The sequence below is a fragment of the Flavobacterium psychrotolerans genome (assembly GCF_003097635.1).
Taxonomy (GTDB): domain Bacteria; phylum Bacteroidota; class Bacteroidia; order Flavobacteriales; family Flavobacteriaceae; genus Flavobacterium; species Flavobacterium psychrotolerans.
In genome coordinates, this window is record NZ_QCZI01000011.1 from 23401 (window position 1) to 40079 (window position 16679).

The following is a 16679-nucleotide window of genomic DNA, read 5'->3' on the forward strand; positions in this document are numbered from 1 at the left end:
CGGGAAAAGCTTCAAATCATTTTTGCTAATATTCGGGTTTGAAAATTAGATTAACTTAATTTTTTCAATTACTTTTAATCTAAAATAATGACAACTAAATGAATACACGCTATTTTGACCTCATAAATCAAACCTATTATTTTCCGCAAGAGGAGTTTACTCTAAACAAAGACAACTTGCTTTTTCACAATATCGATTTAATGAAATTGGTGGAACAATATGGCACACCTTTAAAATTCACTTACTTACCACAAATATCCAAAAACATCAAAAGAGCCAAATCTTGGTTCCGAAATGCCATGGATAGCAATAAATATGAAGGCAAATATTATTATTGCTATTGTACCAAAAGTTCCCATTTTGAATATGTAATGAACGAGGCCTTCAAAAACAATATTCATATAGAAACTTCATCGGCTTTTGATATTAATATTGTGGAAAACCTTTTGGCAAATGGCAAAATCAACAAAAGTACGTATGTCATCTGTAATGGTTTTAAAAGAGACCAATACATAGAAAACATTGCCCGATTAATAAATAACGGTCATAAAAATGCAATCCCCATTATTGACAATTATGAGGAATTGGATTTGCTTCAAGGCCAAATCAAAGGAAAATTCAAAATTGGAATTCGAATTGCAGCCGAAGAAGAACCGAAATTTGAATTTTATACCTCTCGATTGGGTATTGGATACAAAAACATCGTTCAGTTTTACAAAAAACAGATTCAGGAAAATAATAAATTGGAACTGAAAATGTTACACTTTTTTATCAATACCGGAATTAATGACAATGCCTATTACTGGAATGAATTAGTAAAATGTATCAAAGTGTATGTGGCATTAAAAAAAGAATGCCCTACTCTCGACGGATTAAATATTGGTGGTGGATTCCCTATAAAAAATTCTTTAACGTTTGAATACGATTACCAATATATGATTGACGAAATCATCAATCAAATTAAAATTGCATGTGACGAAGCCGAGGTTGATGTTCCAAATATTTTTACAGAATTTGGTTCGTTCACTGTGGGAGAAAGCGGCGGTGCCATTTACCAAATTTTGTATCAAAAGCAGCAAAATGACAGGGAGAAATGGAACATGATTGATTCCTCTTTCATAACCACTTTACCTGATACTTGGGCAATTAACAAACGTTTTATCATGTTAGCAGTAAACCGATGGAATGATACTTATGAACGCGTTTTATTAGGTGGCATGACCTGTGATAGTGATGATTATTACAATTCCGAACAGAACATGAATGCCATCTATTTACCCAAATACAATAAAGAAAAACCACTGTATATTGGTTTTTTTAATACAGGAGCCTATCAGGAAACTATTGGAGGGTATGGCGGATTGCATCACTGTTTGATTCCGCAACCCAAACATATACTAATTGATAGGGATAAAAACGGAATTCTAGCCACCGAAGTTTTTTCAGAGCAACAAACATCAGAAGAAGTATTAAATATTTTAGGTTACAATAAAAAATAGTTTGCAGTTTGTAGTTTCAGAAAAAAAGATTTTCTTTGAACTACCAACTTTAACATTAAAACTCCCTTTCCAATAGACAGGGTATAAAACAAACAAATACAAAATGAGTAAAGGACCAATTAGTCAGTTTATAGAAAAGCATTACTTGCATTTCAATTCTGCTTCTTTAGTTGATGCTGCAAAAGCCTATGAAGACCAACTTGCAAATGGTGCAAAAATGATGGTTACCATGGCCGGGGCAATGAGTACAGCAGAAATCGGGAAAATTTTCGCAGAAATTATCCGTAAGGATAAAGTACAAATTATATCCTGCACCGGTGCTAATCTTGAAGAAGACATCATGAATTTGGTAGCACATTCCCATTACGAAAGAGTACCGCATTACCGTGATTTGACTCCGCAGGAAGAATGGGATTTGTTAGAAAGAGGCTTAAATCGGGTAACTGATACTTGTATTCCAGAGCATGAGGCATTCCGCCGTTTGCAAAAACACATCTATAAAATTTGGAAAGATGCCGATGACAAAGGAGAACGTTATTTTCCACATGAATTCATGTACAAAATGTTACTTTCTGGCGTTCTTGAAGAATATTATGAAATTGATTTAAAAGACAGCTGGATGTATGCAGCAGCCGAGAAAAATTTACCAATTATAGTTCCGGGATGGGAAGACAGTACTATGGGAAATATTTTTGCTTCCTATGTTATCAAAGGAGATTTGAAAGCATCGACTATGAAATCAGGAATTGAATATATGGTATTCCTTTCGGATTGGTATCCAAAAAACAGTGCCAATGGTGTTGGATTTTTCCAAATCGGCGGAGGAATTGCTGGAGATTTTCCTATTTGCGTGGTTCCGATGTTGTATCAGGATATGGAAATGCATGATATTCCGTTTTGGAGTTATTTCTGCCAAGTTTCAGATTCAACCACCAGTTACGGATCCTATTCCGGAGCTGTACCTAACGAAAAAATTACTTGGGGAAAATTAGATATTAAAACCCCTAAATTTATTATAGAATCGGATGCTACTATTGTAGTGCCATTAATTTTTGCTTACCTACTGGATTTATAATAAAAAATTTATGAAAAGAATTATTGTTGATTATTCAAAACTTACCAACGAGATCCTAACCTTGCTTGTGGAACGATTTCCTGATGGATATGATGACTCAAATATTGTACGGTTTAGAAATGCCCAAAACGAACTCATTGAGGCTGTAGAGGTAAAAACGGAAGATACTATTTACTTAGTAAAAGTAAGTACCAAACTGGCCAGCAGATTAGAAAAATTTGATGACGATGATGATGATATCGACGATATCGTTGAACCAATCGATGTAATTAAAGGTATTGACCTCGATGATGATGATGTTTCTGATGATGACGAAGAAGAAAATGATTTGACTAAGGATTCTGACGATTCCAGTAACGGTGATGACGATGACGATGATGACATAGAAGATGTCGCCAGCGATGATGACGATGATGACGAAGATTAAACATAAAAAAGGAACTCAAAACGAGTTCCTTTTTCTATTTAATGACTAATAAACCATATTTTTCACATCTGCATTTATTACAAATAGCGTTCCTTAAAAATTCGCTGATGGTGTTTTTGGTGTCCAATAACAAGAAATCCCAAGGCTCGAACGGAAATAACATTATCTGAAGCCGTTCCCATCCTTAACAACTGTTCCTCTGAAAAACTTTTAAAAAGAAACAAGGTCGATTGTCTCACAGCAGCCAATTCAGTCAATAAGTTCTGAAGGTTCCGAGCATTTGCGTTCGTATTATCTACATAGCTGTTTTCATCAAAACCGGGCAATGGTGTTTTATCATTTCTGGAAATTCGTAAGGCACGATAACTAAAAACCCTTTCAGCATCAATAATATGCTGGATAATCTCTTTGATTGTCCATTTCCCTTCCGCATACCGATAATCAAATTTATCCATCGGAATGTTTTGCACAAATCGTATAAAATCGTGAAGACAAATTTCTAACTCTTCGATTAAACTGACGTTATCGAGTTCCTTGATATAAGTAGCGTTGAAACTCGAATATTCGTTTTCTGGCAATTGGTTTGAATTCATTTTTTTTATGTAAAGATGTGAAGAATTATAATATCATTTGAGGATTTGGATAAAAAAAATTCCAACTAGGAGACACTTAACGATACTCTTGTTGGAATAATTTATATTTGTCATAAAAAGGTAAAAACCCATGATTGGGTTTGTTCCTTACTCCTTCACAAACTTACTTTGATACGTTTCATTTCCTGAAAACGCTTGTAGTATATATATCCCTTTTGCCAAGCTTTGAACATTAATATAATTGGCATTTTGAGTTTGCTGCAACACTGTTTTTCCTGTTAAATCGTTTATAATCACTCTATCTATTGCTGTTTCATTAGGAAATTGAAAATTCAAGACTGATTTGACTGGGTTTGGAGCAATTGTAAAACCTTTTTGATTGAAGGTAGTTGTTGCCAATGGGTCTGCGGCTAATTTTACTATCCAATAATCCGATGACCCATGGATTCCGGTGGTAACATCTCCATCATTAAATCCAGTTGCTCCGGCTATAATATAACCACCATCTGCGGTTTGTTGAATGCTACTAGCCGCATCATAACCTGAACCCCCTACAGATTTTTGCCACTGTATTGTTCCTATGCCATTTAGTTTTACTATCCAATAATCAGCCCCCCCATGATTTCCTGAAACATCGCCATCGACAGATTGGGTTTCTCCAGCCACAATATAGCCGCCGTCTGTTGTTTGTTGAATGCTACTAGCCTCATCATAACCTGCCCCCCCTATAGATTTTTGCCACTGTATTGTTCCTATGCCATTTAGTTTTACTATCCAATAATCAGAACCCCCATGATTTCCTGTAACATCGCCATCGACAGATTGGGTTTCTCCAGCCACAATATAGCCGCCGTCTGTTGTTTGTTGAATGCTACTAGCCACATCATAACCTGCCCCTCCTAGAGATTTTTGCCACTGTATTGTCCCTGTGCTACTTAATTTTACTATATAATAATCAGAATCCCCATGATATCCTGATAAATAACCATCAGCAAATTTGGTTTCTCCAGCCACAATATAGCCACCATCGGTAGTTAGTTGAATACTACAAGCACGATCATAACCTGAACCCCCTATTTTTTTTTGCCATTGTATTGTTCCAGTGCTACTTAATTTTACTATCCAACAATCCACCCAGCCATAACCTACTATCACACCGCCATCATGAGAAGCAGATTCTCCAGCCACAATATAGCCGCCGTCAGTTGTTTGTTGAATACTGTTGGCAATATCAAGGTTAGTTCCTCCTAAAGATTTTTCCCATTCTACTTGTCCAGTACTACTTAGTTTTAATATCCAGTAATCAAAATTGAAACTATCGATGGTATAATTAGTAGGACAGGAATGTGAAGCCAAAATATAGCCTCCGTCTGTTGTTTGTTGTATGTTGAAGGGGCTAAACCTGTTTGCTGAATTGCCTATATATTTTTCCCATTCTATTGTTCTTGTATTACTTAGTTTTACTATTCTATAATAATTACCAAAAGAATGTCCACCACTATCAGTATACTCGCAAATTCCAGCCACAATATAACCACCGTCAGTTGTTTGTTGAATACTCTTGGCCAAATCAAAGCTAGTTCCTCCTAAAGATTTTTGCCATTGTATGTCTGGCGCTTGAGAAAAACCATTCAGTTGAAATAGGATTGTAAATAAAAGTAGTGTTTTTTTCATGGTGTTTGGTTTGTTCCTTACCTCAGATTGCTTCGTACCTCGTAAAGACTGGGAGCTAAAATGTAAAGGTTATGTTTTGTTAGAATTAACCCCGTAAAGTAAAAAAAAAAAAAACGACTTGTGCTATTTTAAAAGAAGGTATTATTAGGTTATTTTAACAATTTCCTCACCCCGACCCTCTCCAAAGGAGAGGGAGCCGAGATGTGATACGCTTTGGCTACAAATTTACAGGATGCTACCTATTCCCAATAGAGTTAATGAAATGCCATGTAATGAAAATGATATACCCTTTAAGCATTGAAATTACTACTTTAATTCTGCGTGATTTTGTCATTCCGCCGAAAAGAGGAATCACAAATTGAAGTCTGTTTTGTTTCTGTAAACTAAAACCTAAATGTATTACCTATATAAACAACAAAACCTCTTAAAAAAGAGGTTTTGTAATTCATGTGATTATAAGTTATTCCTTTTTATGCTGAATTCCTACTGGCATTTGTATTTCCAAATAAGGAACGTGTCACTATTTTTTCGTACACTTTTATTAAGTTTTCGTCTGGGTTTTCTTCCTTGTTCAGTTCATTGATGCGCAACAAAGCATATTGTTGTATTGTCAACAATGGCAATACAATACGCTCTCGTATTTCAATAGATGCTTTACCGTCAGGATAGTTTTCCATGAGCTCTTTATGCCCCGCAATTTTCAACAACAAGCGTTTGGTTTCCAGAAATTCATCGTATATAATTTGCCAAAATTCTCCAAATTCGGGATCTTTCCTCATGTAAGCCGTCAATGGGAAAAATGATTTTGCCAAGGACATCATACTATTTTCCAATAACGTTTTAAAGAACAAAGAATGATTGTATAAATCCTGCACTTTATCCCATTGATCCGTATCTTCAAAATGTTTTAAGGCCGTTCCTACACCAAAAAAACCGGGAACATTCTGCTTCAACTGACTCCAAGATCCCACGAAAGGGATAGCCCTCAAATCCTTGAAGTCCAATTGTGCCGATTTGCTTCTTTTAGAAGGACGGCTACCAATATTTGTTTTAGCATAATATTTTAAGGTACTCATTTGTTCCAAATACGGAATGAACTTTGGATGGTTTTTAAAGTCCAAATATTTTTCGTAACCTAATTCTGCCAACTGGTTTAAAACTACTGACTCACTTCCTGTCAACTCATTCCTGTTTTTATTAAAAACTTGATTGGTAACTCCAGCACTTAATAAATTTTCTAAATTATAACGACAAGAATCTAAGGTTCCGAAATTAGAACTTATCGTTTGCCCCTGCACCGTAACCTGAATTTCATTATTTTCAATTTTTGGCCCAAGTGAAGCATAAAACTTATGCGTTTTACCCCCTCCTCGTGCCGGTGGCCCTCCACGACCATCAAAGAAAATAGCTTTTATGCCATATTTTCTAGAAATTGCCGTAAGCTCTTCTTTCGCTTTGTAAATACTCCAATTGGCCATTAAATACCCACCGTCTTTTGTTCCGTCAGAAAAACCTAGCATAATTGTTTGCTTTTTATTTCTATTCACAAGATGGTTCGCATAGATTGGATTCGTGTACAGTTTTTCCATAACCTCGTGAGCACTATGTAAATCATCAACTGATTCAAAAAGCGGAACAATATCCACAGACGGATTTTCCCAATTGCTCAAGCGGAATAATGCAAATGTTTCCATCACATTAAGAGCACTCTCATTATTACTAATAATATACCTGTTCGCTCCGAATTCTCCATTTTTTTCCTGAATTTTTTTTATGGCCTGAATCGATTCGATAGTCGATTTGGTCATTTCGTCTTCAAAAACATTCGGATCAAGATCACCTTTGGCACTTGACAGAACCGCAAACTTTTCCTGTTCCGTTAATTTAAAATAATCCTCAGGAAAAACAGATGTACCTGAATCCAAATAATGCTTTACCACATCCTTAAATACAGCATCATGAATTTTACTATTTTGACGAACATCTAAAGACGCAAAATGGAATCCAAATAGATTTACTTTAATAAGAAGCGCATCCAACTCGTCGAGATATAGAGATTGATGTTGCTCTATAATTATCGTTTTTATCTTATTTAATTGTGCTTTAAACTCGTCAAGAGTGATGAAAATCTCTCCTTTTGAATAAAAAACAGAACGATAAAGCTTTTGTTCAAGTTCAGTAACCAAAACATCTACATTATAGAATGTTAATTTTCTTTTCAAACTTCTAATTTCAATGTAATAACACTTCAATATTGAGGTTCTCAAACGCTCTGCAACTTTATAGGTAATCTCTGTGGTTACAAATGGATTTCCGTCACGGTCGCCTCCTGGCCAAAATCCAAGTTTGATTAGCGGATTCTGAATAGGCTTCCCGTCAAATATATTTTTCTCAAGATAGTGCACTATTTCTCCTGCTGTTTCATAAAATACATTTTCCAGATACCAAATTAAACTGACCGCTTCATCAAATGGATTTGGTTTTTCGGTTTGAATGAAAGGAGTCTTACCCAATTGAGCCAACAATTGTTTGATTTCTAGTAAATTATTTTTACGAATAGCCTCTGTCAAGTCGTTAATGATTCCAAGCACTGCTCCAGGATAAAACTGGGTTGGATGGGCTGTTAATACGGTTCTAATATTGAAATTCTCGAAAAAATCGGTTAATTCTTTCTCTTTGGCATCTGCTTTTTCTTTGATATCACGAAGAGACCCTCTCCCTTCCATATTGTTAACCAATGGAAAAGCGGCATCCTCAATAGCATCAAACAATACAATTTGACGCTCTATATACTGAATAAAACGAAACATTAAATCAATTTTATCAGACTCTGAGGCGCTCTGTAAATATTTTTCGGTGTAAAAATCAACAATTTCTTTAGGCGTCTCTTGTTTTTTAAACCCATTTTCGCAGAGTTCCGTAAACAATGGAAGCAAAACTCCTGTATTATCGATAGAATCAAAGGGTAATGTTATAAAAACACTATTGTAAATATTATATTTTGACAGAACTTCCTGATTGAAACGTTCTATTTTTGGTAGCGTATACATAATTCGTTATTGTGGGTTTAAGCTGTTCATTTGTAAAAAAATAACCTCAAGAATAAACTGGAGGTTATGTATAAATATAGCAATCAAGACAAATTACATATTTTTAAAAACCGTATGCATCAAACGTTTTTTATCATTTATGCTTTCCTCTAATGAGATCATCGTTTCTGTTCTATAAACACCTTCAATGTCATCAATCATAAAAATCACCTCTTTTGCATGCTTTGTATCCTTTGCTCTGATTTTGCAGAAAATATTAAATTTACCCGTAGTTACTGAGGCAACGGTAATAAATGGAATTTCATTGATACGTTCCAAAACAAATTTAGTTTGTGATGTGTTGTTAAGAAAAACACCTATATAAGCAATGAAAGAATACCCCAATTTATCATAATCCAGGACTAATGATGACCCCATAATGATTCCGGCATCTTCCATTTTTTTAACTCTCACGTGAACTGTACCTGCAGAAATCAATAATTTTTTTGCAATGTCGGTAAATGGAACTCTAGTATTATCAATCAGCATATCTAATATCTGGTGATCTACTTCATCTAATCGGAATTTACTCATAAAAATATATTTAGTTGTGTTGTGTTTTTATACAAATTAATGAGATGGTAAATAAATTCTATTTTATCTTCAGCACCCCATTAACAATTTCTAAATTTTCATTCAAATAAAAATCTGCTTTTTGATTTAATTGAGGAATATTTCCGTTTTTATCCGAATAAATGGCTCCATGAGCATCATATTCAAAATGACCGAAATAATCCTTTAATTCTCCAATTTTAACAATAAAAGCATTAAAATGAATTTTATTATCAAATAACTCTTCTTTAAATTGAATTGCAATATTCGTGATTATTTTATTACTATCATAATTAATTTGGATGTTTTTATAAACAAAATCATAAAAAACGGGTTTATTTTGAGAAATATTCAGATAATCTTCAATTTTATTGCCAACTATAACGTTTTCGGTAAATTGTTTAAATCCTAATAAAAGTGCAATAAAAATATATTTTCTGGTTTGCTCCCTGTCATAATCCAATGGAAAATGACCTGCTTCTATTAAGATTGTCGGCACATTTAGGGCTTGCATAGTATCTCCTATACAGTTAATATTAAACGAATCATCGAATCGACCAACTTGCTTTGGAATAAACCTCTGCAAAGCGTCATTCATGTCTACAATCACGTTGATAGCTTTCGTCCTTACATCGTTTATCTCCCGCTCTTCATTGAATGATGGAGCCAAAAAGGAAACTGTCGCAGGTTTTCCTGTGCTCCCCACTCCAAAAATAGTTCGCTGGTCATGAAGGTTATAGCAATAATCCGGTTTGAACTCGTTAAAACACGCACGCAACACCTTACTTTCAGGCTGTGTCAAATTTTGTGCATCCCTATTTAAGTCAACTAGATTTGCATTTTCTCTGGTGTACAATTGCGCTCCGTCCGGATTCACCATCGGCAAACAATAAAAAGTGAAATTGCGAAGCAAATCCGTTCCGATATCCGAATCATTTTGCAAAAGATTCAAAAAATCAAAAAGTGCTTTTGTTGTCGTGCTTTCATTTCCGTGCATTTGCGACCAAAGGAATATTTTGATTTTTCCCTCCCCAATTTTATAAGAATAGATCGGTTTATTCAGAACCGAATACCCAACAATATCGAGTTGATTATTCGTATTTAATTGTTGCAAAACAGGCTCGATTTCTGCCAAAGTAATATACCTTCCATACAAGGCATCTACTTTATATTTATTGAAAATAACTTCTAAATCCATAGTTTATTTTTGATGTTACAAAAGTAAACATCTTTAAATTAACAATTGTAAATAATTAAAAACAACCTCTTGTATAACAATGTAAACATCCTCATCTATCACAGCTCCTATTTATATATCTTTTAGCTTCATAATTAAAATTACATTTATAAATACAATTCAAATTATTTATTACCAAGATTTTAAGAACTATTACATTTATTTTTTGTTTAAAATAAAATTCCTAAAAATAACTATTTACTTTTGTAATTTAGGTCAATTCAATTATTTTATTTACATTTGTAACACTACTTTTATTCATACCTATTTACAATGGTAAACACAGAGGATTTCATCAAAAGATTAGAATTGATTCAGGATTATTATTCACTTTCGGCATCTGGATTTGCCGATAAAATTGGTGTGCAACGCTCCAGTTTATCCCACCTTCTTTCTGGAAGAAACAAACCGAGTTTAGATTTTATTCTGAAAATTCTTGACGTTTTTCCCGAGGTTGATTTGTATTGGATATTAAACGGAAAAGGAAGCTTCCCGAAAATAACAACTCAAAATAGCATCAAAAATGAAACCGAAAAAATTGTTGTTGCCCCTACTCCAATTCCTGAAACCAAATTTCAAGAAACATTATTTAATGAAATTGAAACTGCTTCCGGATCAAATCCTTTTGATTCCAAGAAAAGAGTTTTGCTAGAAAATAGCTCGGTTTTCCCAAACCAAGACAAAATAGAAAAAATTGTTGTTTTTTATACGAATGGTACATTTATGGAATATAATCCTAAATAAGGTTTATCTATTTCTCCTAAGCTCTCACAACTTGCAAATAATGGCGTCTTAAATAGTAGAGACTTTGCTTTTGCGTTCTGTAATTAAGAACAACCAAATATCTATATAGTAAAAAACTTGTCAACACGCAAACGTTTTCATATTGATAATGACTGTTTTAACACTAATTTGTTTCTAAATTTAAGTTAAATTCGCAAAAAAATGATTGAATAACAGCGTCCCCATCATAATTACTAAATCAATTTAAACGATTAAAATCAGGAACTCATGAAAAAATTAGTCTTCATTTTATTACTTGCCTTATCAATTGGTTCATGCTCAAACGATGAAAGTGTAGGTCCAAACACACCATCAAGCCAAAAAACTAGTACCAACAGATTATCCGCTAGTGAAAACGTAAAATTATTAAGCGCCTGGACGTCTTACAGCCAAAAATATGGCTACGCATCTTATTCTAGGAGATTTAAGGTTGAAGTTAAAAATTTAGCCTACAATAAAATTGTGGTGATTTCACATAAAATGTCCGATGGTAGCTGGAAGGATTTTCCTCTAAAATACATTTCATCCACAATTGAAAACACTGAAATTTGGGGAGCAGAGATTACAATTAACAACAGTTATTATGTAGGAGATGTGCCTTCTTTATTATTTGCAGATGAATTTGTTGCTCGTTATGAAGTGAATGGGCAAAAATATTGGGACAATAATGGATCTAAAAACTACAAAATGACTGATTTAGAAGGTACTTTCTTGAGAACTGACCTTAACTTAACCGTAGATACTACTTATTCAGCCATTTACGATCAATATAACGGCATAACTAATATTTTCAATGTCAATGTTGATGTTCGGAATATTAATCCAACAAAACTGGTAAATGTAGTTTACACAACAGATAATTGGAACACAACCAAAACTGCTGCGTTAAATTTCAAACAATACATTACTGTTGGGGCACAACAAACTTTAATTAGCCCAAATGTTCATGGAATGGAAAGATGGGGAGTTAACATTGATGTTCCTGCCTCAGTAACAAACATTCAATTTGCAGTGGTCTATAAAGTAAACGGAGTAGAATATTGGGACAATAATTTCGGTAAAAATTACACTATAACGAAATAATTTCTTCACCATTTATTTGAGATTATTAATTCTAAAGAAAAGGCTGCCATTTATAGTAGCCTTTTCTCATTTTATGTTGTTAATACAAACTATGAGGTCGGATAAAACAATGATCTCATCTGCTAAAAAACCAAACATTATCTTGCCAATACTACCATTCATTCCCCTATTTATTTTTCATTACTTTGGGATTTTGGAATAAAATAATCTTCTCAACTAGGCTTTCATAAATATCGATTGCTCTCTTAAGTCTCCTGTTTTATTTGTTTTGTAGATTAAATACAAATGCTGCTAGAATCAAATATTTATAGTTTGTAATTTATAAAACTCACATACTTTTGTTTAAGAACTAAATCATTTGCTTATTTCAAGAATACCAACCTCCTATTTAGTTTATGCAACTTTCATTATGACAGTTTTGAATACTCTTATTATTGATAATTCCTCAGAATTTTAATATAAATAACCCTAATGAAAAGTTTTAATAGATATACTATTAATATTGTTTTTTACCATTGACTATAAACAAAAAAGCCCCGCAGTGATGCGGGGCTTTCCATATTAAAAAAAGAAATATTATTTCTTTTTTTCGTTTTTTTCCATTTTGGCTTTCAAACCAGCAAGAATATCATTGTTGTCTCCTAACGTAGATGCAGATGCATTATTGTTAGAAGAAACTGCTTCAGCAACCGCTTTCACGTTTTTCTCTTCTTCTTCACGGAAGATAGCGGTGTGAGAGGCAACTACTCTTTTAAATTCTTTGTTGAATTCGATAACTTTAAATTCAGCAGTATCGCCTTTTTTCAATTTCTTTCCGTCTTCTTTTTCAAGGTGACGAGTAGGAATGAAAGCTACGATATCATCTCCGAATTCTACAGTAGCTCCTTTGTCAACGATTTCAGAAATTTCACCTGTGTGGATAGTTCCAACTGCGAAAGAATCTTCATATTGATCCCAAGGATTAGCAGTAGTTTGTTTGTGACCTAAAGATAATTTACGTCCGTCAACATCTAATTCTAATACTACTACATCAAGTTTTTCACCAACATTTACAAATTCAGATGGGTGTTTGATTTTCTTAGTCCAAGAAAGGTCTGAGATGTAAATCAATCCGTCAATTCCTTCTTCAAGTTCTACGAAAATTCCAAAGTTTGTAAAATTTCTAACAATACCTGTATGTTTAGAACCTACTGGGTATTTAGCAGTGATATCAGTCCAAGGATCTTGAGATAATTGTTTGATACCTAATGACATTTTACGATCATCTCTATCTAAAGTTAAGATAACAGCTTCAACAACATCACCTACTTTTACGAAATCTTGAGCAGAACGCAAATGAGTAGACCAAGACATTTCAGAAACGTGGATCAAACCTTCAACACCTTCAGCAACTTCAATAAATGCACCATAATCAGCGATTACAACTACTTTACCTTTTACTTTGTCACCAATTTTAAGGTCAGCATTTAATGCGTCCCAAGGGTGAGCGTTTAATTGTTTCAATCCTAATTGAATTCTTGTTTTCTCATCATCGAAATCAAGGATTACAACGTTTAATTTTTGGTCTAATTCAAGAACTTCACTTGGGTGGTTGATTCTACTCCAAGAAAGATCCGTAATGTGAATTAATCCGTCAACACCACCTAAGTCAATAAACACACCATAAGAAGTAATGTTTTTAACAACACCTTCTAATACTTGTCCTTTTTGTAATTGACCGATGATTTCTTTTTTCTGTACTTCAATATCCGCTTCAATAAGCGCTTTATGAGAAACAACAACATTTTTGAATTCGTGGTTAATTTTTACCACTTTGAATTCCATCATTTTGTTTACATATACATCGTAGTCTCTAATTGGTTTAACATCAATTTGAGATCCTGGTAAGAAAGCCTCAATTCCGAAAACGTCAACAATCATACCACCTTTAGTTCTGCATTTTACAAAACCATTAACGATTTCACCTGTTTCGTTTGCAGAAATAACTCTATCCCATGATTTGATAGTTCTTGCTTTTCTGTGAGATAATACTAATTGACCTGTTTTATCCTCACGGATGTCAATTAATACTTCTACTTTGTCTCCAACTTTTAAGTTTGGATTGTAACGGAATTCGTTTAAAGAAATAACACCTTCCGATTTTGCGTTGATATCAACGATTACATCTCTGTCAGTAATTCTAACTACAACTCCTTCTACTACTTCTTCTTGATCGGTATCAATGAAAGTTTTTGATACTAATTCTTCAAATTCAAGCAAGTTTTTTTCGTCAACGGCATCAATACCTTCTTCGAAGTTATGCCAATTGAATTCTGCTAAAAACTGCTCTTGTGATTTTAATGTTTCAGACATGCTGATAAAAAATTTGTATTCTGTTATTCACGTGTTTCTTAATGCGATTGAAAAAACAGAAGTTGTTTTTATATAATTTGTTGATACCTAAAGGAAACACTCCGCGCCAAAAGGTGTGCAAAAGTAATTCTTTTTTATATATTTGCAAAATTTTTAAGGAAAGAAAATAGAAGATAAAACAAGGATAAAAGACTTAGAATCAGGAGCGAGTAGCTTGGGCATTTTTAGAAATCATATTCCCGCTTTCGCCTATAGTCGTTCCTGCGTCACGAGCTATTTGGCTCTATCGGGGCTAAGGAAGATTTGTATTGACTATTTGGCTATAAAAAACCGAAGCATTGAAAATATTAATTCTCATCCAATTTAAGTTTATATATTTGAGAAACATAAAATAATGGATAACTCTTTTCAAATTTTCAAACCTGATAATAAAACATTTCATTGGGATATTAATAACATCTTATTACTGCTCCTACTTATTGCAGGTTTCTTTAAAATTTTAAATTTAGAATATATTTCAAAAATTGCTGGAATAATTATATTCTGTATTATCTTATTGGGTATTATTATGATATTAGCTAATCTTTTCAGAAAAAAACCATTAAACGGAGTGCTTAACGGAACTATTACTTTCAATTCAGATAACATCTGTATAAACGATGAAATAATTAAAATTCAAAGCATAAAAAAAATATTTCTTCGCTTGGATGATTATGATGGAAAAAATTTTGGTATAACGGGCAAAGCTTCATTATTTCCGAAATTATCGAATGGAACTAATAATTTATTAGATTTAGATTTGACAGACGGGGTAAAAAGAAAACTATTTTTCAAAATGAACTATGAAATGCAATATGAAGTCTTAAAACCATTTATAATCTCCCTTTTTAGAAACAATATAATGACATTTGAAAAGGCAATAGAAATTCTTAAAATTGAAGACGATCATAATATTGAGAAATTCAAAACAGAATTAAACAGAAAAGAGCTTGAATAATCAAGCTCTCCCTTATTTTTTTTCTAATGACTCACATTTTCCACCGCATTAGGATCATGCTTGTGCTTGAACATAAATGCGAAGAATATCGCAATTATTAATGCATAAACAGCAAAAGTCAACCAGATGTTCTGCCAATCTTTTACTCCGGTATGAGTAAAATAAGTATCTATTAAATAGCCACTGGCCGAACTTCCTATAACTGCCCCAAAACCATTAGTCATCATCATAAACAAACCTTGTGCACTGGAACGAATGGAAGAATCTGTAGACGTTTCTACAAACAATGAACCCGAAATATTGAAGAAATCAAACGCCATTCCGTAAACAATACAAGATAAAATAATCATCCACAAGCCACCGGATGGGTTCCCGTAAGCAAACAATCCGAATCGCAATACCCAAGCTATCATGCTAATAAGCATGACCTGTTTTATTCCAAACCGTTTCAAAAAGAATGGAATGGCTAAAATGAACAGGGTTTCTGATATTTGAGATATAGACATGATAATGGTAGAATACCTAACTACAAATGAATCCGCATATTCCGGAACTTTAGAAAAATCGGACAAGAATGTATCTCCATACATGTTGGTTAACTGCAAAGCTCCACCTAAAAACATAGAGAAAATAAAAAACAATGCCATTTTGTAAGTTCCAAATAGCTTAAAAGCATTCAAACCTAACAATTCCGTAAAAGAAGCATCTTTTGATGTTAGATTTTGAGGTGCACATTTAGGCAATGAAAAAGAATAAATTCCCAATACAATTGCCGCAAACGCTGAAATGTAAAACATATTGGCCGATGCCTTATTTCCGGATAAATTCGTGATCCACATGGCAATAATAAAACCAACAGTTCCCCAAACACGAATTGGTGGAAATACTTTTATTACGTCAAATTTATTGTTTTTTAAAATATTATAGGCAATTGAATTTGACAGAGAAATGGTTGGCATATAGCACAGCATCGCGATGAAAATAACCCAAAAGAAACTCGTTGGATTATCCACCATAGGAATGTAGGCCAAAGCCAAACCTCCTAAAATATGCAAACCTCCGTATAATTTTTCTGCATTAATCCAGCGGTCTGCAATGATTCCGGTAAGTGCCGGCATGAAAATAGAAGAAAGTCCTAAGGTAGAGAATATGGCTCCAAATTCGGCGCCACTCCATTGTTTTGTTGCAAACCAGTAATTTCCAACAGTAATTAACCAGGCTCCCCAAACAAAAAATTGGAGAAAACTCATTAATGTTAATCTAAACTTGATACTCATAAAATATTTATTTTGGTTTTTGAAAAATTAATAGCCCGTAA

The 16679-nt window shown here is 33.6% G+C and carries 13 protein-coding genes; 6 read left to right on the plus strand and 7 right to left on the minus strand.

The window, feature by feature from the left end:
* The first annotated feature begins 98 nt into the window (after positions 1-98).
* The 3 genes from DB895_RS09535 to DB895_RS09545 all read left to right on the plus strand — a co-directional run bounded on the left by DB895_RS09535 (position 99) and on the right by DB895_RS09545 (position 3001).
* Complete coding sequence (locus tag DB895_RS09535; protein ID WP_116725135.1) at positions 99-1499, plus strand: type III PLP-dependent enzyme domain-containing protein; 1401 nt, start codon at positions 99-101, stop codon at positions 1497-1499.
* Positions 1500-1602: 103 nt separating this feature from the next.
* Entirely contained in the window at positions 1603-2574 is a 972-nt protein-coding gene (locus DB895_RS09540; protein ID WP_116725136.1) for a deoxyhypusine synthase family protein, read from the plus strand.
* Positions 2575-2584: 10 nt separating this feature from the next.
* Positions 2585-3001 carry a DNA primase gene (locus tag DB895_RS09545; RefSeq protein ID WP_116725137.1) on the plus strand — a complete coding sequence of 139 codons (417 nt, stop codon included), beginning with the start codon at positions 2585-2587 and terminating at the stop codon, positions 2999-3001.
* A 77-nt stretch (positions 3002-3078) separates the two neighbouring features.
* Here the strand turns inward: DB895_RS09545 and DB895_RS09550 are convergent, their stop codons facing one another.
* From DB895_RS09550 to DB895_RS09570, 5 genes are all read right to left on the minus strand, one after another.
* The gene (locus DB895_RS09550) at positions 3079-3594 is read right to left on the minus strand and encodes a DinB family protein (RefSeq protein ID WP_116725138.1); all 516 of its coding nucleotides are present in this window, start codon (positions 3592-3594) and stop codon (positions 3079-3081) included.
* A gap of 147 nt (positions 3595-3741) precedes the next feature.
* Positions 3742-5268 carry a T9SS type A sorting domain-containing protein gene (locus DB895_RS09555; protein WP_116725139.1) on the minus strand — a complete coding sequence of 509 codons (1527 nt, stop codon included), beginning with the start codon at positions 5266-5268 and terminating at the stop codon, positions 3742-3744.
* 470 nt (positions 5269-5738) lie between these two features.
* On the minus strand, positions 5739-8318 hold the full coding sequence (locus DB895_RS09560; RefSeq protein ID WP_116725140.1) for a phosphoenolpyruvate carboxylase: 2580 nt from the start codon (positions 8316-8318) through the stop codon (positions 5739-5741).
* A gap of 93 nt (positions 8319-8411) precedes the next feature.
* Positions 8412-8891, minus strand: coding sequence for an Lrp/AsnC family transcriptional regulator (locus DB895_RS09565; protein WP_116725141.1), 480 nt, complete (start codon positions 8889-8891; stop codon positions 8412-8414).
* 58 nt (positions 8892-8949) lie between these two features.
* Positions 8950-10107, minus strand: a complete 1158-nt coding sequence (locus DB895_RS09570; protein ID WP_116725142.1) for a M14 family metallopeptidase — start codon at positions 10105-10107, stop codon at positions 8950-8952.
* Positions 10108-10419: 312 nt separating this feature from the next.
* Here DB895_RS09570 and DB895_RS09575 point away from each other — a divergent pair, with 312 nt between their 5' ends.
* Both DB895_RS09575 and DB895_RS09580 read left to right on the plus strand, forming a co-directional pair.
* The gene (locus DB895_RS09575; RefSeq protein WP_116725143.1) at positions 10420-10890 is read left to right on the plus strand and encodes a helix-turn-helix domain-containing protein; all 471 of its coding nucleotides are present in this window, start codon (positions 10420-10422) and stop codon (positions 10888-10890) included.
* Positions 10891-11157: 267 nt separating this feature from the next.
* Positions 11158-12012: a carbohydrate-binding protein gene (locus tag DB895_RS09580; RefSeq protein ID WP_116725144.1), complete on the plus strand. Its 855-nt coding sequence runs from the start codon at positions 11158-11160 to the stop codon at positions 12010-12012.
* 576 nt (positions 12013-12588) lie between these two features.
* Here the strand turns inward: DB895_RS09580 and rpsA are convergent.
* Positions 12589-14364 (minus strand): 30S ribosomal protein S1, encoded by a 1776-nt coding sequence (rpsA, locus tag DB895_RS09585; RefSeq protein WP_116725145.1) that lies wholly within the window; start codon positions 14362-14364, stop codon positions 12589-12591.
* Positions 14365-14758: 394 nt separating this feature from the next.
* Between rpsA and DB895_RS09590 the strand changes: the two genes are divergently transcribed.
* Complete coding sequence (locus tag DB895_RS09590) at positions 14759-15361, plus strand: hypothetical protein (protein ID WP_116725146.1); 603 nt, start codon at positions 14759-14761, stop codon at positions 15359-15361.
* Positions 15362-15384: 23 nt separating this feature from the next.
* Here DB895_RS09590 and DB895_RS09595 read toward each other — a convergent pair whose 3' ends face one another.
* The gene (locus tag DB895_RS09595) at positions 15385-16638 is read right to left on the minus strand and encodes a nucleoside permease (protein WP_116725147.1); all 1254 of its coding nucleotides are present in this window, start codon (positions 16636-16638) and stop codon (positions 15385-15387) included.
* Positions 16639-16679: the final 41 nt, after the last annotated feature.